This is a genomic window from Streptomyces sp. NPDC054883 (assembly GCF_053610645.1).
This window is the reverse complement of record NZ_JBSGYT010000018.1, coordinates 1-22,407: the sequence shown is the minus strand read 5'-3', so window position 1 is coordinate 22,407 and position 22,407 is coordinate 1. Positions and strand designations below refer to the sequence as shown.

The window sequence follows — 22,407 nt, the reverse complement described above, 5'->3', positions numbered from 1 at the left end:
GGGTAGCACCGTAGGTCGGCTTTCGGACAAGCGGAATCCTCGGGCGGCGGCGCCCGGCGCCCGGCCCGCCTCCGTTACGGCAGGGGCCGGGGCGGGCGGGGGCCGGTGTAGTGGCCGCTCGGCCGCATGCGCAGGGGCCGTTCCTGGTACTCCTCCAGCGCGTGCGCGATCCAGCCCGCCGTCCTGGACACCGCGAAAACCGTCTCGCCGGCCTCCGCGGGCATGGCGTACGAAACCGTCAGCACCGCCACCGCCAAGTCGACGTTCGGGTACAGCCCGCCGCCGTGGCGGGCCATCACCGCGGCCACGTCCCGGGCCGCCTCCAGGGCCCGGGAGGCCCGCGGCAGCTGCTCAAGCCGGGCGAACAGCGCTCCCGCGCGCGGGTCCTGTCCCCGGTACAGCCGGTGGCCGAGGCCGGGCACGCGGCGTCCCGCCCGCAGGTACTCCGCCACCACAGGCGCGGCGCCGCCCCGCTCCAGGACCTCCACCAGCATCCGGTGTGCGAGCCGTCCGGCAGCCCCGTGCAGGGGCCCTTCGAGGGCCCCGAGTCCGGCCGAGACCGCGGCGTACGGATGGGCCCGCGCCGACGCCGCCACGCGGACGGCCAGCGTCGAGGCGGCCAGGTCGTGGTCGGCCAGCAGGGCCAGGGCCAGGTCCAGTACGGCCAGGGCGTCCGGGTCGGGCTCCAGCGCGGTGAGCCGGGACCACAGCCTGCGGGCCAGCCGTACGTCACCGCCCCACTGGGCGGGGCCCGCCTCGGGCAGTGCGCCGACCAGCGTCGGGATCAGGCAGCGAGCGGAGCCCAGTACGGCGGTCTCGGACAGGTCGAACCGCAGTGGATCCGCCACGGCCGCGGCGGCGACCGCCACCCGGAGCCGGTCGACGGGACCGCTGTGCTCGGGCAGCGCGGCCACCGAGCGGCGCGCTGCGGCCAGCGGCTCCGGCGGGGCGGTGAAGCGGGCCCCCGGAACCAGCGTCCCCGTCCAGAGCCACTCCGCGACCTCCTCGTAGCGGTGCCGCGCGGCCAGCTCCACCGCGTCCACGCCGCGGAAGTAGTACCGGTCGTCCTCGATCAGGGTGAGGGAGGTCCGGACGGAGAGTTCCCCGGCGGCGGCCGCCGGTCCGGCCGCCTCGCGCCGGTTGCGCCGGGCCAGTGCCTCGACCTCGCGCGCGTCGAAGCTGCTGCCGCGTCCGACCGGATCCCGGCGGCTGGTCAGCTGCCCCCGGCTCACGTACGCGTACACGGTCGCGGGTTTCACGCCGAGCGCTTCCGCCGCTTGCTGGGTGGTGAGCCGCCGCTCGCCGTCCGCCTGCTCGTTCATGACCGCCACCCTACATATATTGACTCAATCAATATTGACAAGGATTGAATACATACTGGATGGTCGATCCATGAACCTCACAGTCGAAGTACCCCGCGGACTGGCGGGAGTCGTGGTCACCGAGACGCAGCTCGGGGACGTCCGGGGCCTCGAAGGCTTCTACCACTACCGTCAGTACTCGGCCGTCGAGCTCGCCGGGAGCCGCAGCTTCGAGGACGTGTGGCAGCTGATGTTCCGGGGCGCCCTGCCCGTGGACGCCGCCGGACGCGCCGCCTTCGCCGCCGAGATCGCCCCGCTGCGCCACCTCCCCGCCGAAGTGCGCGACGCCCTGCCCGGCCTCGCCCGCGCCACCGCCCTGTCCGGCCCGCTCGCCGGTCTGCGTACGGCGCTGTCCCTGCTCGGCGCCTCCGCCGGATTCCGGCCCGTCTACGACCTGAGCCCCGACCGCCGGGCGGCCGACGCGCTCGCCGCCTGCGCCGCGGTGCCGACGCTGCTCACCGCTCTGCACCGGCTCGGGCAGGGCCTGGAGCCGGTGGACCCGCGCGACGACCTCCCGTACGCCGCCAACTACCTCTACATGCTGACCGGCCGGGAGCCCGAGCCGGCCAAGGCCCGCGCGGTCGAGCAGTACCTGATCTCCACGATCGACCACGGCTTCAACGCCTCCACCTTCACCGCCCGGGTCATCGCCTCCACCGGCGCGGACGTCGCGGCCTGTCTGACGGGGGCGATCGGGGCGCTCTCCGGTCCGCTGCACGGGGGCGCCCCCAGCCGCGCCCTGGACACCCTCGACGCGATCGGCACGGCGGACCGGATCGATCCGTGGATCCGCGAACGCGTGCTCGCCGGGGACCGGATCATGGGCTTCGGACACCCCGTCTACCGCACCGAGGACCCGCGCTCCAGGATGCTGCGCGACATCGCCCGGCAGTTCGGCGGGCCACTGGTGGACTTCGCCGTGGAGGTCGAACGGCACGTCGAGGAGATCCTCGCCGAACTCAAGCCCGGCCGTGAGCTGCACACGAACGTGGAGTTCTACGCGGGCGTGGTCATGGAACTGTGCGGACTGCCGCGCGAGATGTTCACCCCGACGTTCTGCGCGGCCCGCGTCGTCGGCTGGAGCGCGAACGTGCTCGAACAGGCCGCCGACTCGAAGATCATCCGCCCCGCCGCCCGCTACAGCGGACCCACCCCGCCGCAGCCGGTTCCCGCGCTCGGCTGACTACGATCGGCCGGGTGCACCCCACATCACCGACCAGCAGGCAGCCCGAGCGCAGCGTGTCCACCATCCCCGTCGTGGTCCTCGCCGGATTCCTGGGATCCGGCAAGACCACCTTGCTCAACCATCTCCTCGCGCACCGCGGCGGCACGCGCGTCGGAGTCGTCGTCAACGACTTCGGCACGATCGAGATCGACGCGATGGCGGTCGCCGGGCAGCTCGGCGACTCGATGGTCTCCCTCGGCGGGGGCTGCCTGTGCTGCGCGGTCGACGGGAGCGAGCTCGACGCGTACCTGGAGAAGCTCTCCGCGCCCGCCCACCGGATCGACGTCATCGTCATCGAAGCGAGCGGCCTGGCCGAACCGCAGGAACTGATCCGGATGCTGATGGCCAGCGAGAACCCCGCGATCCGGTACGGCGGGACGGTGGAGGTCGTGGACGCGGCGGAGTTCGACGCGACGCGCGTCAGACACCCGGAGACCGACCGCCACCTCGGCGTCGCGGACCTGGTGGTCCTGAACAAGACCGACCGGATCGACGCCGCCGAGCGGTCGCGCATCGAGGCCGAACTCGGCACGCTCTGCGCACCCGGGACCCCGGTGGTGGCCGTCGACCACGGGCGTATCGACCCCGAGTTGCTCTTCGACCGCCGTCCCTGGACCGAGCCGCGGGGACAGCTCTCCTTCGAGGACCTGCTGGCGGGGGAGTCCGCGGACGAGGACGGCCACGCCGGTCACGTCCACGCCCGGTACGAGAGCGTGCAGTTCGAGTCCGGGCAGGCGCTGAACCCGCGCCGGTTCATCGACTTCCTCGATCGCCGGCCGGCCGGTGTCTACCGGATCAAGGGCTTCGTCTACTTCGGCGTTCCCGGGCACGAGGAACGCTACGAGGTCCAGGCGGTGGGCCGCTTCCTCCGCTTCGCCACCGCCCCCTGGGGGCGGGGCGAGGCGCGGCTGACCCAGCTGGTCCTGATCGGCTCCGACATGGACGGCGCCGGCCTGCTCCGCGAGCTGGAGGCGTGCCGCGAACCGGAGCCGCGGCAGGTCAGCCCGGAGAGCATGTGGGGGATCCTGCGGTACGTCGCCAGGCCCGTCCGGGACGAGGCGGCGGAGGCCGGGGCCGGCGACACCCCCATCGACGCGGAGGACTGGGACGCGGACCGAACCTAGTGCTGTGACCGGAAAGGTCCACCCCCAGCTACCGCCGGGGGAACCGCGACCCGGCAAACCTTCCCGGCCACAGCACCAGGGGGTGTCTGACGGATCAGACCCGGGCCCGGCCCTGATCCGTCAGACACCCCCTACGCTACCTAGGCGACCTCGATGCCGAACTCGCCCAGCAGGTCTTCCAGGCCGCCCCGGTACCCCTTGCCGCCGATCACGAACTTCCAGTCGCCGCCCGGGCGGCGGCGGAAGGAGCCGAGCACCAGGGCGGTCTCGCCGGCCCGGCCGTCGGAGACCTCCAACTGGTCGAGCTCCTGCCCGGCGGAGTCGAGGAGCCGGATCCGGGCGTCGGCGAATCCGGCGAGATCGGCGTCCGGATCGACCTCAGGGTCGATCGCGGCGACGAGCACCAGCCGGTCGGCGTGCGCCGGCAGGCCGTCGAAGTCCACCTCCACGGCGGCCTTGTCCGGCGCGGTGTGCGCCCCTGAGCGGACGGAACCGTCCGGAGTCCGCGGGTTGTTGAAGAAGACGAAGTGGTCCTCGCTCAGCACCCGGCCGCCCTCGCAGACCAGTGCGCAGACGTCCAGTGCGACGGCGCCCGACCAGGACATGCCGAGGACGTTGTACGCGGCCGGGCCGGATGCCGGCGCGGGCGGGGCCGCGGCCGGGGGCGCCGCGGCGCGGTCGGCGGCCGCCGCTCCGGCAGGCCGGCCACCGTCGCCCAGGCGGCCGCGCAGCCCGTGCTGGTGCAGCAGTGCCACGAGTTCGGTCCCGGGAACCAACTCCAGCGGCTTGCCGTTGGCAAAGGTGTACGACCCCGGCCCGAAGGACGCGGTGGTGACCAGCACCCCCTTGTTCGCCCCCCTGTCCTGCACCGTGCCGTAAAGGTCCCGCACCGCCGTCGGCGGGACCGTGTTCCGGTAGCGCTTGACCTGGACGACGATCCGCCCGCCCCGGATCGGCGCCGGGTCCAGTGCCTCCACGTCCACGCCGCCGTCACCCGACCGCTGTGTGGTCACCGCCTCCATGCCCATCGCCCGGAACAGCTCCGCGACCAGGTTCTCGAAGGCGATCGGGTCCATCGTGAACAGGTCCGGTTCCTCCTCGCCGCCGGCCGCGTGCCCGCCGTGGCTGACGACGCCACCGACCTCGCCGGGCCGGCGCCCCGGCCGTACCGCTGCCAGCTGGTCCGGGCGGGCCGACAACAGCCCGCCCAGGCCGTCGAGCAGGCAGTCCACCGCGCTCACCTGCTCCAGGCGCAGCCCGGCGAAGGCCTCGCGCTCGGCCCGCACGGTGGCCAGGACGATCTGCGCCTCCCGTCCCGTCACCGGATCGTGGTCGTCCACGAACCCGTTGACCACCACCGAGTCCAGCGCGCCGAACTCGTCCGCCGCGTACAGCTCGCGCAGCACCAGCAGCACGCACTGAGCCAGCAGGTCCCGGTACAGCGCCCGCCGCTGGGTGGCGGGGCGGGCCGTCTCCTTGTCCTGGTCCGTGCTCGGCACGTACCGGACCGACTTGGTCTCCGGGACCACCTCGTAGCGGGGCAACTCCCAGTCCAGCACCAGCTGGCGGGCAGCGCGGTCGTACGCGGCGGACACCTGCCGGGGCAGGTTCTCGGGCCAGGCCGACGAGGCGTACAGCGCCGCCGAGAAGTACTCGACCGCGGCCTCGGCGTCACCCGCCCCGAGGGCGGCGGCCAGTTCGCCGAGACCGCTGTTGTGCGCGCGGATCCCGGCGAGCTGCGCAGCCGCCCATGCGTCGTACTGCTGCCGGTACGACGCCAGCTGCCGTTGCCGCTGCTGCTCCGCGGCATGGGCGGCCTGCCACGCCTGGGTGTACCGGTCGTGTGCCTCCCGCTCCGCCTGGACCCGGCGGCCCGAGCCGAGCGTCCAGCCGCTGCTCTGCTGCTCGAACTGCTGGAGCTGCGGCATCGGTACGGGCTGCGCGAGTGCGCCCGGGTTGAAGGGTTCGAGCCGTTCGGAGCGCACCAGGGCGGCCATGCGGAAGGCCGGTGCCCGGCAGCCGGCAGCCAGCAGCCCCTGGAGGGCGGCCACTTCAGCGTCGAGTGCCTCGGTCCGGCGGCGCGCCTCGGCCTCCCGGTGCTGCTTGTAGGCGGCCTGCTGTTCGCGCTGCCCCCGGGCCGCCTCGCGCTCGTACGCCCGCTCCCGGCGCTCGGCCTCGCGTTGCCGGATGACCTGAGTGCGCTGCTGCTGGCGCTGCGCCTCCGCCCAGACACCGATCAGTCCGCTGCTCGCTCGACGGCTCATCAGCTGTACTCCCCCCACCCGCACCCGAAGGGAAAACACTAGTCGGCAATCGGATGGTACGTCCCCCCGCCCGTACCACCCGAACCGACTGCTTCCGCTACAGCGCTGCCCCCGCCAGCGCCACGGCCGCAGCGGGCAGCGCCGTGCCCGAGCCGTCCCGGCGCGGGTCGACGGCCGGCAGTTCGGCCGGCGCGCCGCCGGCCGTGGCCGCGCGGACGGGGGCGTTGCCCGCCCAGGCCAGCGTCAGTACGTCCTCGCCCTTGAGGAACCGCTGGCAGCGCACGCCCCCGGTGGCCCTGCCCTTGCGCGGGTACTGGTCGAACGGGGTCAGCTTTCCGGACAGCACCGAATCGTCGAGCGTGCCGTGCGAGCCCGCCACGGTGAACACCATGGCTTCGCGCCCCGGGTCCACGGCCGAGAAGTGGATCACCTTGGCCCCGTCGGAGAGCTTGATGCCCGCCATACCGCCCGCCGGGCGGCCCTGCGGACGTACCTGGGCCGCCGGGTAGCGCAGCAGCTGGGCGTCGTCGGTGATGAAGACCAGGTCCTCCTCACCGGTACGCAGCTCGACCGCGCCGACGATCCGGTCACCCTCCTTGAGGGTGATGACCTCCAGCTCGTCCTTGTTCGCCGGGTAGTCCGGCACGACCCGCTTGACCACACCCTGCTCGGTGCCCAGCGCCAGGCCCTGGGAGGACTCGTCCAGCGAGAGCAGGCAGACCACCTGCTCGTCCGGCTCCAGGCCCGACAGGAACTCGGTGACCGGGGCGCCACCAGCCAGGTTCGGCGCGGTGTGGGTGTCCGGCAGCTGCGGCAGGTCGATCACCGACAGCCGCAGCAGCCGCCCGGAGGAGGTGACCGCACCGACCTCGGCCCGGGCCGTCGCGGTGACCTGCGAGACGATCAGGTCGTGCTTGGCGCGGTGGCCGCCTTCCCCCAGCGGCAGCGGTTCGGCGGTCACCGTCCGCGCGAGCAGGCCGGTCGAGGACAGCAGTACCCGGCAGGGGTCGTCCGCGACTTCCAGCGGAACCGCCCCGACCGCCGTGGCCCCCGACTCCAGCAGGACCGTGCGCCGCTCGGTGGAGAACTTCTTCGCGACCGCGGCCAGTTCGGCGGAGACGAGCTTGCGCAGCTCGCTGTCGGACTCCAGGATCCCGGTCAGCTCGTCGATCTCGCCGGTCAGCCGGTCGCGCTCGGACTCCAGCTCGATCCGGTCGAAGCGGGTGAGCCGGCGCAGCGGGGTGTCCAGGATGTACTGGGTCTGGACCTCGCTCAGGGAGAAGCGCTCGATCAGCCGCTCCTTGGCCTGCGCGGAGTTGTCGCTGTCCCGGATGATCCGGATGACCTCGTCGATGTCGATGAGGGCCACCAGCAGGCCCTCGACCAGGTGCAGGCGGTCGCGCCGCTTGCCCCGGCGGAACTCGCTGCGCCGCCGTACGACCTCGAAGCGGTGGTCGAGGTAGACCTCCAGCAGCTCCTTGAGGCCGAGCGTCAGCGGCTGCCCGTCGACCAGCGCGACGTTGTTGATGCCGAAGGACTCCTCCATCGGCGTCAGCTTGTAGAGCTGCTCCAGCACGGCCTCGGGGTGGAAGCCGTTCTTGATCTCGATGACCAGGCGCAGGCCGTGCGAGCGGTCGGTGAGGTCCTTGACGTCGGCGATGCCCTGGAGCTTCTTCGAGCCGACCAGGTCCTTGATCTTCGCGATGACCTTCTCGGGGCCGACCGTGAAGGGCAGTTCGGTGACCACCAGGCCCTTGCGGCGGGCGGTCACGTTCTCCACGGCCACCGTCGCGCGGATCTTGAACGTCCCGCGGCCGCTCTCGTAGGCGTCCTTGATGCCGGACAGGCCCACGATCCGGCCGCCGGTCGGCAGGTCGGGACCCGGCACGAAGCGCATCAGCGCCTCCAGGTCCGCCTGCGGGTAGCGGATGAGGTGCCGGGCGGCCGCGATGACCTCGCCGAGGTTGTGCGGCGGCATGTTCGTGGCCATCCCGACCGCGATCCCGGAGGCGCCGTTGACCAGCAGGTTCGGGTAGGCGGCGGGCAGCGCCACCGGTTCCCGCTCCTGGCCGTCGTAGTTGGCGCTGAAGTCGACGGTGTCCTCGTCGATCGACTCCGTCATCAGTGACGTGGCGTCGGCCATCTTGCACTCGGTGTAACGCATGGCGGCCGGCGGGTCGTCGTTGCCGAGCGAGCCGAAGTTGCCGTGCCCGTCGACGAGCGGCAGCCGCATCGAGAAGGGCTGCGCCATGCGCACGAGGGCGTCGTAGATCGACGCGTCACCGTGCGGGTGCAGCTTGCCCATGACCTCGCCCACGACGCGGGCGCACTTCACGTACCCGCGGTCGGGGCGCAGGCCCATCTCGTTCATCTGGTAGACGATGCGGCGGTGCACCGGCTTCATGCCGTCACGGGCGTCCGGCAGGGCCCGGGAGTAGATCACCGAGTACGCGTACTCGAGGAAGGAGCCCTGCATTTCGTCGACGACGTCGATGTCGAGGATCTTCTCCTCGAAATCCTCCGGCGGCGGGGTCTTCGTGCTGCGGCGGGCCATCGCTGCGCGGCTCCTTAACCAAGAAAGGGTGTACTCGGGGTCTGACGGTCTGGTCTGGCGATGATGGGGTATGCGTCGGCGTCTGCGTCGATCGGGTCAGGTGGTGTCGCGGACCATTGTGGCCCGTGGCACCGACATCGCCGACTCCGACCCTGGGGGTCCCCCGGACGGAGCTCCGGGAGAGGACCCGGGAACTTCTCCGGTCGCCGACGCGCTTGCATACAGTGGCAGGTCTGACAGAAATCTCTGCATCGCGATCGAAGGGACCACATGCCCATGGGTCACACGGCCACAGCTCAGGCCGGCTCCGGCGGCCTGACAGCGACCGAGCACCGGCTGGCCAACGGCCTGCGCGTGGTGCTTTCCGAGGATCACCTGACTCCGGTCGCCGCCGTCTGCCTCTGGTACGACGTCGGCTCCCGCCACGAAGTCAAGGGGCGCACCGGTCTGGCTCACCTCTTCGAGCACCTGATGTTCCAGGGCTCGGCGAGCGTACCGGGCAACGGGCACTTCGAGCTCGTCCAGGGCGCCGGCGGTTCGCTCAACGGCACCACCAGCTTCGAGCGCACCAACTACTTCGAGACGATGCCCGCCCACCACCTGGAGCTCGCGCTGTGGCTGGAGGCGGACCGCATGGGCTCGCTGCTGGCCGCCCTGGACGAGGACTCCATGGAGAACCAGCGCGACGTCGTCAAGAACGAGCGCCGCCAGCGGTACGACAACGTCCCGTACGGCACGGCGTTCGAGAAGCTGACCGCCCTCGCCTACCCGGAGGGCCACCCGTACCACCACACCCCCATCGGCTCGATGGCCGACCTGGACGCCGCGTCCCTGGAGGACGCCCGCGCGTTCTTCCGTACGTACTACGCGCCGAACAACGCCGTCCTGTCGGTTGTCGGTGACATCGACCCCGGGGAGACGCTCGCCTGGGTCGAGAAGTACTTCGGCACCATCCCGGCCCACGACGGCAAGCAGCCGCCGCGCGACGGCTCGCTGCCCGAGATCATGGGCGGCCAGCTCCGCGAGGAGATCGTCGAGGAGGTCCCGGCCCGCGCGCTGATGGCCGCCTACCGGCTTCCGCACGACGGCACCCGCGAGTGCGACGCCGCCGACGTGGCGCTGACCGTCCTGGGCGGCGGCGAGTCCTCCCGCCTCCACAACCGCCTGGTCCGGCGCGACCAGAGCGCCGTCGCGGCGGGCTTCGGCCTGCTGCGCCTCGCGGGCGCGCCCTCCCTGGGCTGGCTGGACGTGAAGACCTCCAGCGGGGTCGAAGTGCCCGACATCGAGGCGGCCGTGGACGAGGAACTCGCCCGGTTCGCCGCCGAAGGCCCCACGGCCGAGGAGATGGAGCGCGCCCAGGCGCAGCTGGAGCGCGAGTGGCTGGACCGGCTGAGCACGGTGGCCGGCCGCGCGGACGAACTGTGCCGGTTCGCCGTGCTGTTCGGTGACCCCCAGCTCGCCCTGACCGCGGTCGGGCGCGTCCTCGACGTCACCGCGGAGGAAGTGCAGGCCGTCGCCGCGGCGCGGCTGCGCCCCGACAACCGCGCGGTGCTCGTGTACGAGCCGCTCACTGCGGAGTCCGACGAGTCCGACGAGACCGAGAACGAAGGGGCGGAGCAGTGAGCGACACCGCAGCCGTCACGATGACCCTCCACCCGCAGCCGCAGGCCGGCGAGGCCAAGCCGTGGGCCTTCCCGGCCCCCGAGCGCGGCTCGCTGCCCAACGGCTTGACCCTGCTGCGCTGCCACCGCCCGGGCCAGCAGGTCATCGCCGTGGAGATCAACCTCGCCGCTCCGCTGGACGCGGAGCCCGAGGGCCTGGACGGCGTGGCCACCATCATGGCCCGCGCCCTGTCGGAGGGCACCGACAAGCACTCCGCCGAGGAGTTCGCCGCCGAGCTGGAGCGCTGCGGCGCCACGCTCGACGCGCACGCCGACCACCCGGGCATCCGGGTCTCCCTGGAGGTCCCGGCCTCCCGCCTGGCGAAGGCCCTCGGGCTGGTCGCCGAGGCGCTGCGCGCCCCCGCCTTCGCGGACGGCGAGGTCGACCGCCTGGTCCGCAACCGGCTCGACGAGATCCCGCACGAGCTGGCCAACCCGCAGCGCCGCGCCGCGAAGGAGCTCTCCAAGGAGCTCTTCCCGGGGAGCCTGCGGATGTCCCGGCCCCGCCAGGGCACCGAGGAGACGGTGGCCCGGATCGACTCCGCGGCCGTACGCGCCTTCTACGAGGCCCACGTGCGCCCCTCCACCGCCACCGCGGTGGTCGTCGGCGACCTGACCGGCATCGACCTCGACGCGGTCCTCGCGGACACCCTGGGGAGTTGGACCGGCGGTAGCGCCGAGCCGCTGCCAGTGCCCCCGGTGACCGCCGACGACACCGGGCGCGTGATCATCGTGGACCGGCCCGGCGCGGTCCAGACGCAGCTGCTGATCGGCCGCATCGGCCCGGACCGGCACGACCGTGTCTGGGCGGCCCAGGTGCTCGGCACGTACTGCCTGGGCGGAACCCTCACCTCGCGCCTGGACAAGGTGCTGCGCGAGGAGAAGGGGTACACCTACGGGGTCCGCGCGTTCGGCCAGGTGCTGCGCTCCACCGCCGACGGCAGGGGCGCCTCGATGCTCGCCATCAGCGGCTCGGTGGACACCCCCAACACCGGCCCGGCGCTGGGCGACCTCTGGACGGTGCTGCGCACCCTCGCGGAGGGCGGCCTGACCGACGCCGAACGGGACGTCGCGGTGCAGAACCTGGTGGGCGTGGCCCCGCTGAAGTTCGAGACCGCGGCCTCGGTCGCGGGCACGCTCGCCGACCAGGTGGAGCAGCAGCTCCCGGACGACTACCAGGCGAAGTTGTACGCGCAGCTCGCCGCGACCGGCACGGTGGAGGCGACTTCGGCGGTCGTCGCGGCGTTCCCGGCGGACCGGCTGGTCACGGTCCTGGTGGGTGACGCGGCGCAGATCGAGGAGCCCGTGCGGGCCCTCGGGATCGGTGCGGTCACCGTCGTCACCAACTGACGCGGCCCTCCACCTGGTTGATGCAGGGGACTCCGGCGGCTTGTCCGCCGGAGTCCCTTTTTGCCTGTTTGGTGGTGTGGTTGTTCGTATGTGGTGTGGCGTAGGTAACAAAAGCACGCGTCTGTTTGGAGATTGCCCGAAGATCCGCCTAGCGTCGGCCGTGCTGTCCGTCAGTTGTGCGCGCCGCACCCGCGGCACCGGGCAGCGATCGCCGAGTCCCCGTCAGGCGCGAGCCTGGGGAGCCGGGGACCCACAAGTGTCCCTGGGGTGAATCGGACCACCTCGCAAGAGGGGCCCGTAGGAGACCTTCCTGCTCCGAACCCGTCAGCTAACCCGGTAGGCGAGAGGGAAGGAAAGGATCAAACCCTTCATGGCGTTTGGCAGTCGTGCCGCCGGTAAGCACCGTGGTTCAAGCCGTATGAGCCGCAAGACCGCCGGTTACGCCGGCATAGCCGCCCTCGCCACCACCGGCGTCGTCGGCACCCTGGCCGGTCCCGCGTTCGCCGCGGACAGGGCCGCGGCCCCGTCGATGGAGGACACCGGCCTCAGCGCCGTGGTCGTCGCCGACGAGCTCCAGAACGAGATCGAGACCCAGGCCGAGTCCCAGCACCGGGCCGCCGAGGTCACCGCCGCCAAGGCGCAGGCGGAGGCCGAGGCCAAGACGCGCGCCGCCGAGGCCAAGCGCCTCGCCGAGGCCAAGGCCAAGGCCGAGCGCGACGCCGCCGAGCGCGCGGCCCGCGAGGAGGAGCGCAAGCGCCTCAACACCTTCGTCGCCCCGATCGACGGCTCGTACGTCAGCACGCAGTACAAGGCGGGCGGCAGCATGTGGTCCTCCGGCAGCCACACGGGCATCGACTTCCACGCCGCCGAGGGCACCACCGTCCACGCCGTGGGTGCGGGCACCGTCGTCGAGGCGGGCTGGGGCGGCGCGTACGGCAACAACGTCGTCATCCGGCACAACGACGGCACCTACACCCAGTACGCGCACATGGTGTCGCTGAACGTCTCCGCCGGCCAGCAGGTCTCCGCCGGCCAGCAGATCGGCATCTCGGGCTCCACGGGCAACGCCAGCGGCCCGCACCTGCACTTCGAGGCCCGCACCGGTGCCACGTACGGCTCGGACATCGACCCGGTGGCGTACCTGCGCTCGCACGGCGTCAACGTCTGACCGGACGGCACCGAACGCACCGCTTCCGTCGAAGGCCCCGGCTCCCCGAGCCGGGGCCTTCGACGTATCCCGGGGCGCCCTTCCGTCCGCCGACAAATGTTTCGTATTTCCGGCCGTCCTCGGAAATGTTCGTGTGCTGCATTAGAGTCGCAGTACGGTCGTGACGGCAACGCCGGAAGTCGGCAGTCGGAATGAGAGCGGAGTGAGGTCTTGCGTATTCCTGCGCACGCGGTATGCACAGCGATCCGTGACGACATCGTCTCCGGGGTCTTCGAGCCGGGCGGCAGGCTGACCGAAGAGGTCCTCGCCCGCAGGTACGGAGTCTCGCGCGTCCCTGTCCGTGAGGCGCTGCGCACCCTGGAGGCGGAAGGGTTCGTCACCACCCGCCGGCACGCGGGCGCCTGCGTCGCCGAGCCCACCGACCAGGAGGCGGCGGACCTGCTGGAGCTGCGGGCGCTCCTGGAGCCGCTCGCCGCGGCCCGGGCCGCCCGCCGGCGTACCGAGGGCCACCTGAAGGTGCTGCGCGGTCTGGTCAGGCTGGGCCAGGAACGGGCCAGGAGCGGCCGGGGAGAGGATCTGCGCGCCCTGGGCGGGTGGTTCCACGAGACGCTCGCGCAGGCCTCCGCCAGCCCGGGGCTGATCTCCGTGCTGACGCAGACCCGGCACAAGATCGCCTGGATGTACGTGGTGCAGGCACCGGCCCGGCCGGTCGACTCCTGGGCCGAGCACGGCGCGATCGTGGACGCCGTGGCGCGGGGCGACGCCGAGCGCGCCCGGGCGCTGACCGCTCTGCACGCCGACCGGGCGGCCGGATCCCACCGGCCGAGGGTGAGGACTTCGCAACCTGCCGTAAACATGGCCAGCGGCCGGCATTAACAAGGGCCGTATACAAAGGGGAGCGATATCCGGTCCGCTTTGCCGCCCTCACGTGCGCGGCACGGGAATTCCGCTGCGTTGCGGGTTTCTCGTGCGCGGGATTCTCCGGCGCGAGTGGCCGAATTGTTTCCGGTGGCCGGAATTCGGTCTGAAAAGCAACGGAGCCGCGGCGCCCGGTCGATACGGGGGCCGCGGCTCCGCCGCGTACGGATGACCCGAAGGGCCCGGCGGTCAGACCGTCTCGGGGAGCTCCTCGAGGCCCTCGGCGACGAGCTTCGCGAGGCGGTCCAGCGCGGCCTCGGCACCCTCGGCCTCGGACGCGAGGACGATCTCCTCGCCGCCCTGGGCGCCCAGGCCCAGGACCGCCAGCATGGAAGCGGCGTTGACGGGGTCGCCGCCGGCCTTCGCGATAGTCACCGGGACGCCGGAAGCGGTCGTCGCACGGACGAAGATCGAGGCGGGACGAGCGTGCAGGCCCTCGGCCCAGCCGACGTTGACGCGGCGCTCTGCCATGGTGATGCCCTTCAGGTTCTTACGGTTGTCTAGACCAGTCTCTCACGACGCCCGGAATGCTCGGACCGGCCTTCGGCCTGGATCCACCGCCGTTCGACCTTCCCCAGCTTGCACGTGTTCGTCCCGTTATGCCTCATGCGCCGCGCACGCGCCATCGCGGGGATGCGCCCCTTAGGGTGTGCCCATGACCACCGAGTCGGACCTCTCGTACCCGGCCCACTGGGAAGCGGACGTCGTCTTGCGCGACGGCGGCACCGCCCGCATCCGGCCCATCACCACGGATGACGCGGGACGGCTGGTCAGCTTCTACGAACAGGTCTCCGACGAGTCGAAGTACTACCGCTTCTTCGCGCCCTACCCGCGGCTCTCCGACCGCGACGTGCGCCGCTTCACGCACCACGACTACGTGGACCGGGTCGGCCTCGCCGCGACCGTCGGCGGAGAGTTCATCGCCACCGTCCGCTACGACCGGATCGGCCCCGACGGCCGGCCCGCGTCCGCCCCCGCCGACGAGGCCGAGGTCGCCTTCCTGGTCCAGGACGCCCACCAGGGCCGCGGAGTGGCCTCCGCGCTCCTGGAGCACATCGGCGCCGTGGCCCGCGAGCGGGGCATCCGGCGGTTCGCCGCCGAGGTGCTGCCCGCCAACAGCAAGATGATCAAGGTGTTCACGGACGCCGGCTACCAGCAGAGGCGCAGCTTCGAAGACGGTTCCGTGCACCTCACCCTCGACCTGGAGCCCACCGCCGAGTCGCTCGCCGTGCAGCGCGCCCGCGAACAGCGCGCCGAAGCCCGCTCCGTCCAGCGGCTGCTGGCACCCGGCTCCGTGGCGGTGATCGGAGTCAGCCGCTCCGGGGCGGGCGTCGGGGCGGCGGTGCTGCGCAACCTGCGGGACACCGGCTTCCACGGGCACCTCTACGCGGTCAACGAGTCGGCCGGCGCCGATCTGCTGGACGGGGTGCGCGCCTACCGCTCGCTCGCCGCCATCGGCGCCCCGGTCGACCTGGCGGTGATCGCCGTCCCCGCGCAGCGGGTGCCGGACGCCGTGGCGGCCTGCGGGGAGCACGGTGTACAGGGGCTCGTGGTGCTGTCGGCCGGGTACGGGGAGAGCGGCCCCGCGGGACAGGAGCGCCAGCGCGCCCTGCTGCGGCAGGTGCGGTCCTACGGGATGCGGCTGATCGGGCCGAACGCGTTCGGCGTGATCAACACCGCGCCCGACGTCGAACTCAACGCCTCGCTGGCCCCGGCGCCGGCCACCGAGCGGGGCCGGATCGGCCTGTTCACCCAGTCCGGTGCGATCGGCATCGCCCTGCTGTCCGGGCTGCTGCGGCGGGGCGCGGGGCTGTCCTCGTTCGTCTCGGCGGGCAACCGCGCGGACGTCTCGGGCAACGACATCCTGCAGTACTGGTACGACGACGAAGCCACCGACGTGGCGCTCATGTACCTCGAAACCCTGGGCAACCCGCGCAAGTTCACCCGCCTCGCCCGCCGGACGGCCGCCGTCAAGCCGGTGGTCGTGGCCCGCGGCGGGCGGCACACCCCGGCCGGCCACGTCGTCCCCGGCACCCGGCTGCCCGAGGCGACCGTCTCGGCGCTGCTCGGACAGGCCGGCGTCATCCGGGTCGACACGGTCACGCAGCTGGTCGACGTCGGCCTGCTGCTGGCCGGGCAGCCGCTGCCGGCCGGGCCGAGGGTCGCGATCCTCGGCAACTCCGAGTCGCTGGGGGTCCTCACGTACGACGCCTGCCTGACGGAGGGCCTGCGGCCACTGGCGCCGCTGGACCTGACGACCCTCGCCTCGCCGGACGACTTCCGCGTGGCCCTGACCGGGGCGCTGGCCTCGCCGGACAACGACGCGGTGGTGGTGACGGCGATCCCGTGGGTGCGGGAGCAGGAACTGGCCGACGACCTGGCGGGTGCGCTGCGCGAGGCGGTGGCCGCCCGGCCCGGAAAGCCGGTGGCGGTGGTCCACGTGGAACTGGGCGCCCTGGCCGACGCCCTCTCCACGGCCCCCCGCCCGCACGCCGCCCAGGCCGGTGCGCCGCCGCCTGCGAGCGCCCCGGCCGCCGGCACCGCCGCCCCCCGCGCCGCCGGGGACCACGGGCCGATCCCCGCCTACCCCGCCGCCGAGCGGGCCGTCAAGGCCATCGCCGAGGCCGTGCGCTACGCCCAGTGGCGGCAGGCCAACGCCGACTCCGGCCAGGTCCCCGAGTTCGAGGACATCGACGAGGCCGGAGCCGCCGCCCAGCTCGCCGCGCTCCTCACGGGCGCCGCGCCCGACGCCGTACTCACCCTCACCGAGGCCGACGCCCGGGCCCTCCTCGGCCGGTACGGGATCCGCGTCCCCACCACCCTGCCCGCGCCCAGCGCGGACGCCGCCGCCCGGGCCGCCGGCATCCTCGGCTACCCCGTGGCCCTGAAGACCACCGCCCCGCACCTGCGCCACCGGGCGGACCTCGGCGGCGTCCGCCTCGACCTCACCTCCGAGGCCGAACTGCGCCGCAGCTACGACGAACTCACCGAACTGCTCGGCAAGCCCAAGGAGCTGCTCCCGGTCGTCCAGGCGATGGTGCCCCGCGGCGTCGACATCGTCGTGCGCTCCGTCATCGACCCCGCCGCCGGAGCCGTCCTCTCCTTCGGGCTCGCCGGAGTCCCCTCCGAACTGCTCGGCGACACCGCCCACCGTCTCGTCCCGGCCACCGACCGTGACGTCGCCGGCCTGATCCGGTCCATCCGCGCCGCGCCCCTCCTCTTCGGCTGGCGCGGCAGCGCCCCCGTCGACACCCCGGCCCTGGAAGAGCTCCTGCTGCGCGTGTCCCGGCTGGTCGACGACCACCCGGAGGTGGTCGGCGTGTCCCTGGAGCCCGTCGTGGTCGCCACCGAAGGTGCCTCGGTACTGAGCGCCACCGTCCGGGTGGCCCGTCCGCCCGCCCGCACCGACCTCGGACCGCGCACGCTGCCCAGCTACTAGCGAGGTCCAGGTCCCCCGGACGGGCCTTAGGATGGACCTCATGGCGAAATCCGGTACGACGACCCAGGGGCTGCGCGCGGCGATCGAGCGCAGCGGCTACTACCCGGCCCTCGTGGCCGAGGCCGTGGAGGCCGCGGTGGGCGGCGAGCCGATCTCGTCGTACCTGGTGCACCAGGAGACGACCTTCGACTCCAACGAGGTGCGCCGGCACGTCACCGTCCTCGTGCTCACCCACAACCGCTTCATCGTGAGCCACACCGACGAGCAGGCCGCCGACGCGGGGTCCCCGTCCCCGTACGCGACCACCTCCACCGAATCGGTCAAGCTCAGCAGCATCTCCTCCGTGGTGCTCAGCCGTGTCGTGGCCAACCCGGAGTCCTACACCCCCGGCACCCTGCCCCGTGAGGTCGTGCTGACCATCGGCTGGGGCGCCGTCTCGCGCATCGACCTGGAGCCCGCCGCCTGCGGCGACCCGAACTGCGACTCCGACCACGGCTACACCGGCAACTCCACGGCCGACGACCTCAGCCTGCGCGTCAGCGAGGCCGGCGACGGCCCGGAGACGGTCCGGCAGACCCTGGTCTTCGCCCAGGCGCTGTCCGAGGCGACCGCGGCCACGGCCGCCGCCCCCCGCTGATGTCCTACTCCGCACCGTCGAACTGGGACGAGCCGGAGCTGCTGGACCTGGCCGGTGCGCCGGTGCCCCACTACGGCACCGGCTCCCTCGCCGACCTGCTGCCGACCCTCGCGGCCGGCCAGGGCGTCCCCGGTCTCACCGCCGGGATCGCCGAGCTGACCCCGGCCGACCGGAACTGCGTGTTCCTGGTCGACGGCATGGGCTGGGAGCAGATCAAGGCCCACCCGCAGGAGGCCCCGTACCTGGCCTCCCTCCTCGCCGGCTCGCGCGGCGGCACCGGCCTGCCGATCACCGCCGGGTTCCCGGCGACCACCGCCACCTCGCTGGCCTCCGTCGGCACCGGCCTGCCGCCGTCCCGGCACGGACTGCCCGGCTACGCCGTCCGCAACCCGGCATCCGGCGAACTGATGAACCAGCTCCGCTGGCAACCGTGGACCCAGCCCAAGGCCTGGCAGCCGTACCCGACCGTCTTCCAGCTCGCCGACGCGGCCGGGGTGCACACCGCCCAGGTCTCCGCGCCCGCGTTCCAGACCACCCCGCTCACGAAGATCGCCCTCAGCGGCGGCACCTTCCACGGCCGGATGACCGGCGAGGAGCGGATGGACCTCGCGGCGATCCAGCTCGCCGCCGGTGAACGGTCGCTCGTGTACACGTACTACAGCGAGCTCGACGGCGCCGGCCACCGGCACGGCGTGGACTCCGACGCCTGGCGCGGCCAACTGATGTACGTCGACCGGCTGGTGCAGCGGCTCGCCGAGCAACTGCCGCCGCGCACCGCGCTGTACGTGACCTCCGACCACGGCATGGTGGACGTCCCCTTCGACGAGGACTCCCGGATCGACTTCGACGACGACTGGGAGCTGGGCGCCGGCGTGGCCCTGCTCGGCGGCGAGGGCCGGGCGCGGCACGTGTACGCGGTGCCGGGCGCGGAGGCCGACGTACTGACCGTCTGGCGCGAGGTGCTCGGGGACCGCTTCTGGGTCGCCGGCCGCGAGGAGGCGCTGGAACTGGGCTGGTTCGGTCCGCCGGGGGAGTGCGACGAGCGCGTGCTCGGCCGGATCGGCGACGTCATCGCCGCCGCCCACGCCGATGTCGCGATCACCGCGAGCCGCAACGAGCCGAACGAGTCCGCGCTCGCCGGCATGCACGGCTCGATGACGGCGGCGGAGCAGCTGGTCCCCCTCCTCGAAGTCCGCACCTGACCCTCTCCGCCCCGCCCGTCTCCCGACCACGACCCGAAAGGTCCCGTACTTCCCATGCCCGAGCTGGTGTTCTTCTCCGGAACGATGGACTGCGGAAAGAGCACCCTGGCGCTCCAGATCGCCCACAACCGCGATGCGCGGGGCCTCCAGGGCGTGATCTTCACCCGTGACGACCGTGCGGGGGAGGGCAAGCTGTCCTCCCGCCTGGGCCTGGTGACGGAGGCGGTGGAGGCGCCGGAGGGCATGGACCTGTACGCGTACCTCGTCGCCCAGCTCTCCAAGGGCGGCAAGGCCGACTACGTGATCGTGGACGAGGCCCAGTTCCTCGCGCCCGAGCAGATCGACCAGCTGGCCCGCATCGTCGACGACCTCGGCCTGGACGTCTTCGCCTTCGGCATCACCACGGACTTCCGTACGAAGCTCTTCCCCGGTTCCCAGCGCCTGATCGAGCTGGCGGACCGCCTGGAACAGCTCCAGGTGGAGGCCCTGTGCTGGTGCGGTGCCCGCGCGACGCACAACGCCCGCACGGTGGGCGGGGAGATGGTGGTGGAAGGCGCCCAGGTCGTCGTCGGCGACGTCAACCGCCCCGCGGAGGAGATCGGTTACGAGGTCCTCTGCCGGCGTCACCACCGGCGCCGCATGACCTCCGCCTCCGCCCACGCCGGCGCCCTCTCCCCGGACGTCCTCCCGGTCAACCACGCCTGACGCCCGCCGGCAGTACGCCGGTTCCCCTTCGCCGCCTGACGCACCGTCTTATGATGCGGTGATCATCATCGTCACGGGGGCGGAGCAGTTGAGTACCTACACGGGCAGGCCGGGGGCAGGGCAGCGCAACAGCGACAGGAACGGATGCGTCACCTTCCTGCTGCTGCCGTTCGTACTGGCAGGACGGATCTACCGGCCCGGGCGGCCGGACCGGATCGTGGACGAGTCCATCGAGCGGGCCCAGATCGCCCGCACCGCCATCGGGATCGTGGCCACCTGCTGGCTGCTCTTCGCCTATCCGCTGCGCGAGTCGGCCGGCTCGGTCCTCAGCGACAAGGTCGGTGAAGTCGTCATCAGCGCCGGTCTGTTGCTCGTCCTCGGACCGATCGCCCTCGCCGTCTTCGTGATGAGCGCCAGACCGCCCGGCCCCGCGTTCTACCGCCAGCGGCTGCGCGGACCGCTGACCGCGCTGGGCACGCTCTTCGGCACGGCGCTGCTGCTGTGGCTCGCCGTCACCCAGGGCACGGCCGGCTCGATGAGCCTGCTGGGCTTCGGTTCCGGGCTGCTGGCGCTGTTCCTGCTGCCGTTCGGCATGGCTTCGGCGGTGCTCTGCGTCCACCACGCCTTCCGCACCGGCGATGTCCACGAGGTGCTGCCGCCGCTGATCACTCCGGTGCTGGTGTGGGCGATGTTCCTGTTGCAGCTGTTCGACGACGCGCCGGTGCTCGCGCCGCTGCCCGTACGGATCCTCTTCCTAATCGGGCCGCCCGCCTCGGTGACCGCGCTCTCCCTCTGGGAGCTGCGCAGGCTGCGGACGATGTACGGGATCACCCTGCGCCTCGCGGTCGGCCGCTAGGGGGCGTCCGGGCCTAGCCGGCCTGCGGCCAGGACCGTACGAGGGTGAACACCGCCCCCTCCGGGTCCGCGACCGTCGCCACCCGGCCGCTGAGCCGGTCGCGCGGCGGCTGGACGACGCGTCCGCCGAGTTGGGCCACCCGGTCGACGGCCGCGTCGGGGTCCGCCACCTCGAAGTACGTCATCCAGTGCGAGCCCCGGTCGTGCGGCAGCGCGCGGCCCACACCGTGGACGGCGGCGACCGGCCGGCCCTGGAGGCGCAGGACGAGGTAGTCGAAGTCGGCCGAGTTGTCGGGGTGTTCCCGCGCCTCGTGACCGAAGACGTGCTCGTAGAACTTGCCGACGGTCGAGGTGTCCTGGGTCAGCAGCTCGTTCCAGACCGGGGTGCCCGGGTGTCCGTGCAGTCTGCCGCCGAGGTGGGCGCCGGCCTGCCAGATCCCGAAGATCGCCCCGAGCGGGTCGGAGCAGATGGCCAGTCGGCCGGCGTTGCCCGCGTCCAGCGGGCCGACCGCGACCGTGCCGCCGCAGGAGCGGATCGATTCGGCGGTGCAGTCGGCGTCGTCCGTCGCGAAGTACGTGGTCCAGGCGACCGGCAGGTGCCGGTCCGGGGGCATCTCGCCGATGCCGGCCACCTCCTCGCCGTCGAGCAGGGCGCGGACGTACGGTCCGAAGGGGACGGGGCCCGGGACGTATTCCCAGCCGAAGAGGCCGGCGTAGAAGTCCTCCGTGGTGCCGAGACCGTGGACCATCAGGCTCACCCAGCAGGGCGCGCCGGGCGGGCGCCTGGTTGTTTCCGCTGCCTCGGTCATGTCAGCCGTCTCCTCCGTCGTAGCCCTGCCCCCGTGTCGCGCTCTGATGCTTCCACTCCGCGGGGTCCGGCGCGGCCCGACCGGGCCGGACGGATCGCGGGTCGGTGAGAGTTGACCGAATCGGTGCGGGCGGTCGCGGCGCGTTGCCGTCCCGTCCGCTGTCCGGGGCGGGGGCGCGGGGAGGAAGATGGGCCCATGACTGCGATTCTCTCGGCTTCCGAACTGATGAACGAGCTGGCCGGAACCAGGCCGCCGGTGCTGCTGGACATCCGCTGGCAGCTCGGCGGCCCCGACCAGCGGCCCGCGTACGAGGCGGGACACCTGCCGGGGGCGGTGTACGTCGACCTCGACCGCGAACTGGCAGGTCCGGTCAGTGAGACGGGGCTGGGCGGCCGCCATCCGCTGCCGGACCCCGAGGAATTCGGGGTGGTGATGCGGCGGGCCGGCGTCTCGGCGGACGACCCGGTGGTCGTCTACGACGGGGGCCAGGGGTGGGCAGCGGCCCGGGCGTGGTGGCTGCTGCGCTGGACGGGGCACGCGCGGGTACGGGTCCTGGACGGGGGCCTGGCCGCCTGGACGGCGGCGGGCGGCGAACTGACGAACGAGGAACCGGCCCCGATCGAGGGTGATTTCAAGCCAAACCCGGGGGCGATGCGCGTGCTGGACGCGGACGGGGCGGCCGCACTGGCCCGGGCCGGGGTCCTGCTGGACGCGCGGGCCGGGGAGCGGTACCGGGGCGAGGTGGAGCCGATCGACCGGGTCGGCGGCCACGTGCCGGGCGCGGTGTCGGCGCCGACCACCGAGAACGTCGGACCGGACGGGCGGTTCCTCGCGGCGCAGGCGCTGCGGGAGCGGTTCGGGGCGCTGGGGGCCGGGGAATCGACGCCGGTGGGGGTGTACTGCGGGTCGGGGGTGTCCGGGGCGCACCAAGTGCTGGCGCTGGAGGTGGCGGGGATCCCGTCGGCCCTCTACGCGGGGAGTTGGTCGGACTGGTCCTCGGACCCGGGGCGGCCGGTCGCGACCGGCGGCTCCGCCGGTTGAGCGGAGTGCGGGGGCCGCTGTGCGGAGCGGCCCCGCTGCGCCGGGCGGGTCCGGCGCTCCGCCCCGGACCGGCCCCCGGACTCCGTCCGGGGGC

The 22,407-nt window shown here is 72.8% G+C and carries 17 protein-coding genes and 1 riboswitch; of the genes, 12 read left to right on the top strand and 5 right to left on the bottom strand.

Annotated elements, in window-relative coordinates:
- Positions 1–74: 74 nt before the first annotated feature.
- Positions 75–1,322, bottom strand: coding sequence for a citrate synthase (locus ACWGH1_RS15825; RefSeq protein WP_453353679.1), 1,248 nt, complete (start codon positions 1,320–1,322; stop codon positions 75–77).
- 70 nt (positions 1,323–1,392) lie between these two features.
- On the opposite strand from ACWGH1_RS15825, the gene ACWGH1_RS15820 reads away from it, so the two are divergent.
- On the top strand, positions 1,393–2,544 hold the full coding sequence (locus ACWGH1_RS15820; protein ID WP_453353680.1) for a citrate synthase/methylcitrate synthase: 1,152 nt from the start codon (positions 1,393–1,395) through the stop codon (positions 2,542–2,544).
- Between the two features lie 14 nt (positions 2,545–2,558).
- Positions 2,559–3,710: a CobW family GTP-binding protein gene (locus tag ACWGH1_RS15815; RefSeq protein WP_453353681.1), complete on the top strand. Its 1,152-nt coding sequence runs from the start codon at positions 2,559–2,561 to the stop codon at positions 3,708–3,710.
- A 140-nt stretch (positions 3,711–3,850) separates the two neighbouring features.
- Here ACWGH1_RS15815 and ACWGH1_RS15810 read toward each other — a convergent pair whose 3' ends face one another.
- Both ACWGH1_RS15810 and ACWGH1_RS15805 read right to left on the bottom strand, forming a co-directional pair.
- Positions 3,851–5,974, bottom strand: coding sequence for a restriction endonuclease (locus ACWGH1_RS15810; RefSeq protein WP_453408729.1), 2,124 nt, complete (start codon positions 5,972–5,974; stop codon positions 3,851–3,853).
- Between the two features lie 97 nt (positions 5,975–6,071).
- Complete coding sequence (locus ACWGH1_RS15805) at positions 6,072–8,528, bottom strand: DNA gyrase/topoisomerase IV subunit A (RefSeq protein ID WP_453354707.1); 2,457 nt, start codon at positions 8,526–8,528, stop codon at positions 6,072–6,074.
- 276 nt (positions 8,529–8,804) lie between these two features.
- Here ACWGH1_RS15805 and ACWGH1_RS15800 point away from each other — a divergent pair, with 276 nt between their 5' ends.
- From ACWGH1_RS15800 to ACWGH1_RS15785, 4 genes are all read left to right on the top strand, one after another.
- Positions 8,805–10,151, top strand: a complete 1,347-nt coding sequence (locus ACWGH1_RS15800) for a M16 family metallopeptidase (RefSeq protein WP_453354708.1) — start codon at positions 8,805–8,807, stop codon at positions 10,149–10,151.
- 20 nt (positions 10,152–10,171) lie between these two features.
- Positions 10,172–11,539: a M16 family metallopeptidase gene (locus ACWGH1_RS15795; RefSeq protein ID WP_453354710.1), complete on the top strand. Its 1,368-nt coding sequence runs from the start codon at positions 10,172–10,174 to the stop codon at positions 11,537–11,539.
- A gap of 199 nt (positions 11,540–11,738) precedes the next feature.
- Positions 11,739–11,897: riboswitch (cyclic di-AMP (ydaO/yuaA leader) on the top strand.
- Positions 11,898–11,909: 12 nt separating this feature from the next.
- A complete protein-coding gene (locus tag ACWGH1_RS15790) occupies positions 11,910–12,707 on the top strand; it encodes a M23 family metallopeptidase (protein WP_453357828.1) in 798 nt (265 codons plus the stop codon).
- 210 nt (positions 12,708–12,917) lie between these two features.
- Positions 12,918–13,583 carry a GntR family transcriptional regulator gene (locus ACWGH1_RS15785; protein WP_453408728.1) on the top strand — a complete coding sequence of 222 codons (666 nt, stop codon included), beginning with the start codon at positions 12,918–12,920 and terminating at the stop codon, positions 13,581–13,583.
- Between the two features lie 231 nt (positions 13,584–13,814).
- On the opposite strand, the gene ACWGH1_RS15780 is transcribed toward ACWGH1_RS15785, so the two are convergent.
- Positions 13,815–14,096 (bottom strand): HPr family phosphocarrier protein, encoded by a 282-nt coding sequence (locus ACWGH1_RS15780; RefSeq protein WP_079430157.1) that lies wholly within the window; start codon positions 14,094–14,096, stop codon positions 13,815–13,817.
- A 184-nt stretch (positions 14,097–14,280) separates the two neighbouring features.
- On the opposite strand from ACWGH1_RS15780, the gene ACWGH1_RS15775 reads away from it, so the two are divergent.
- From ACWGH1_RS15775 to ACWGH1_RS15755, 5 genes are read left to right on the top strand one after another with little or no spacing between them, the layout of a single operon-like run.
- Positions 14,281–17,064 (top strand): bifunctional acetate--CoA ligase family protein/GNAT family N-acetyltransferase, encoded by a 2,784-nt coding sequence (locus ACWGH1_RS15775; RefSeq protein WP_453408727.1) that lies wholly within the window; start codon positions 14,281–14,283, stop codon positions 17,062–17,064.
- A gap of 40 nt (positions 17,065–17,104) precedes the next feature.
- Positions 17,105–17,701 carry a DUF5998 family protein gene (locus ACWGH1_RS15770; RefSeq protein WP_453354444.1) on the top strand — a complete coding sequence of 199 codons (597 nt, stop codon included), beginning with the start codon at positions 17,105–17,107 and terminating at the stop codon, positions 17,699–17,701.
- Positions 17,701–18,903 (top strand): alkaline phosphatase family protein, encoded by a 1,203-nt coding sequence (locus tag ACWGH1_RS15765; RefSeq protein ID WP_453354443.1) that lies wholly within the window; start codon positions 17,701–17,703, stop codon positions 18,901–18,903. The genes ACWGH1_RS15770 and ACWGH1_RS15765 overlap by 1 nt, the downstream gene beginning before the upstream one ends.
- A 54-nt stretch (positions 18,904–18,957) precedes the next feature.
- On the top strand, positions 18,958–19,608 hold the full coding sequence (locus ACWGH1_RS15760; protein WP_453354442.1) for a thymidine kinase: 651 nt from the start codon (positions 18,958–18,960) through the stop codon (positions 19,606–19,608).
- Positions 19,609–19,666: 58 nt separating this feature from the next.
- Positions 19,667–20,464 (top strand): hypothetical protein, encoded by a 798-nt coding sequence (locus ACWGH1_RS15755; RefSeq protein ID WP_453354441.1) that lies wholly within the window; start codon positions 19,667–19,669, stop codon positions 20,462–20,464.
- 13 nt (positions 20,465–20,477) lie between these two features.
- On the opposite strand, the gene ACWGH1_RS15750 is transcribed toward ACWGH1_RS15755, so the two are convergent.
- A complete protein-coding gene (locus ACWGH1_RS15750) occupies positions 20,478–21,272 on the bottom strand; it encodes a VOC family protein (RefSeq protein WP_453354440.1) in 795 nt (264 codons plus the stop codon).
- Between the two features lie 195 nt (positions 21,273–21,467).
- On the opposite strand from ACWGH1_RS15750, the gene ACWGH1_RS15745 reads away from it, so the two are divergent.
- Complete coding sequence (locus ACWGH1_RS15745; RefSeq protein WP_453354439.1) at positions 21,468–22,313, top strand: sulfurtransferase; 846 nt, start codon at positions 21,468–21,470, stop codon at positions 22,311–22,313.
- Positions 22,314–22,407 lie beyond the last annotated feature (94 nt).

Excerpts from the sequence above, each read along its gene's own strand:
- ACWGH1_RS15750 (WP_453354440.1), bottom strand. The coding sequence starts at position 21,272 with ATGACCGAGGCAGCGGAAACAACCAGGCGCCCGCCCGGCGCGCCCTGC.
- ACWGH1_RS15810 (WP_453408729.1), bottom strand. The coding sequence starts at position 5,974 with ATGAGCCGTCGAGCGAGCAGCGGACTGATCGGTGTCTGGGCGGAGGCG.
- ACWGH1_RS15775 (WP_453408727.1), top strand. The coding sequence starts at position 14,281 with ATGACCACCGAGTCGGACCTCTCGTACCCGGCCCACTGGGAAGCGGAC.
- ACWGH1_RS15820 (WP_453353680.1), top strand. The coding sequence starts at position 1,393 with ATGAACCTCACAGTCGAAGTACCCCGCGGACTGGCGGGAGTCGTGGTC.
- ACWGH1_RS15800 (WP_453354708.1), top strand. The coding sequence starts at position 8,805 with ATGGGTCACACGGCCACAGCTCAGGCCGGCTCCGGCGGCCTGACAGCG.
- ACWGH1_RS15795 (WP_453354710.1), top strand. The coding sequence starts at position 10,172 with ATGACCCTCCACCCGCAGCCGCAGGCCGGCGAGGCCAAGCCGTGGGCC.
- ACWGH1_RS15825 (WP_453353679.1), bottom strand. The coding sequence starts at position 1,322 with ATGAACGAGCAGGCGGACGGCGAGCGGCGGCTCACCACCCAGCAAGCG.
- ACWGH1_RS15765 (WP_453354443.1), top strand. The coding sequence starts at position 17,701 with ATGTCCTACTCCGCACCGTCGAACTGGGACGAGCCGGAGCTGCTGGAC.
- ACWGH1_RS15745 (WP_453354439.1), top strand. The coding sequence starts at position 21,468 with ATGACTGCGATTCTCTCGGCTTCCGAACTGATGAACGAGCTGGCCGGA.
- ACWGH1_RS15790 (WP_453357828.1), top strand. The coding sequence starts at position 11,910 with ATGGCGTTTGGCAGTCGTGCCGCCGGTAAGCACCGTGGTTCAAGCCGT.
- ACWGH1_RS15780 (WP_079430157.1), bottom strand. The coding sequence starts at position 14,096 with ATGGCAGAGCGCCGCGTCAACGTCGGCTGGGCCGAGGGCCTGCACGCT.
- ACWGH1_RS15770 (WP_453354444.1), top strand. The coding sequence starts at position 17,105 with ATGGCGAAATCCGGTACGACGACCCAGGGGCTGCGCGCGGCGATCGAG.
- ACWGH1_RS15805 (WP_453354707.1), bottom strand. The coding sequence starts at position 8,528 with ATGGCCCGCCGCAGCACGAAGACCCCGCCGCCGGAGGATTTCGAGGAG.
- ACWGH1_RS15760 (WP_453354442.1), top strand. The coding sequence starts at position 18,958 with ATGCCCGAGCTGGTGTTCTTCTCCGGAACGATGGACTGCGGAAAGAGC.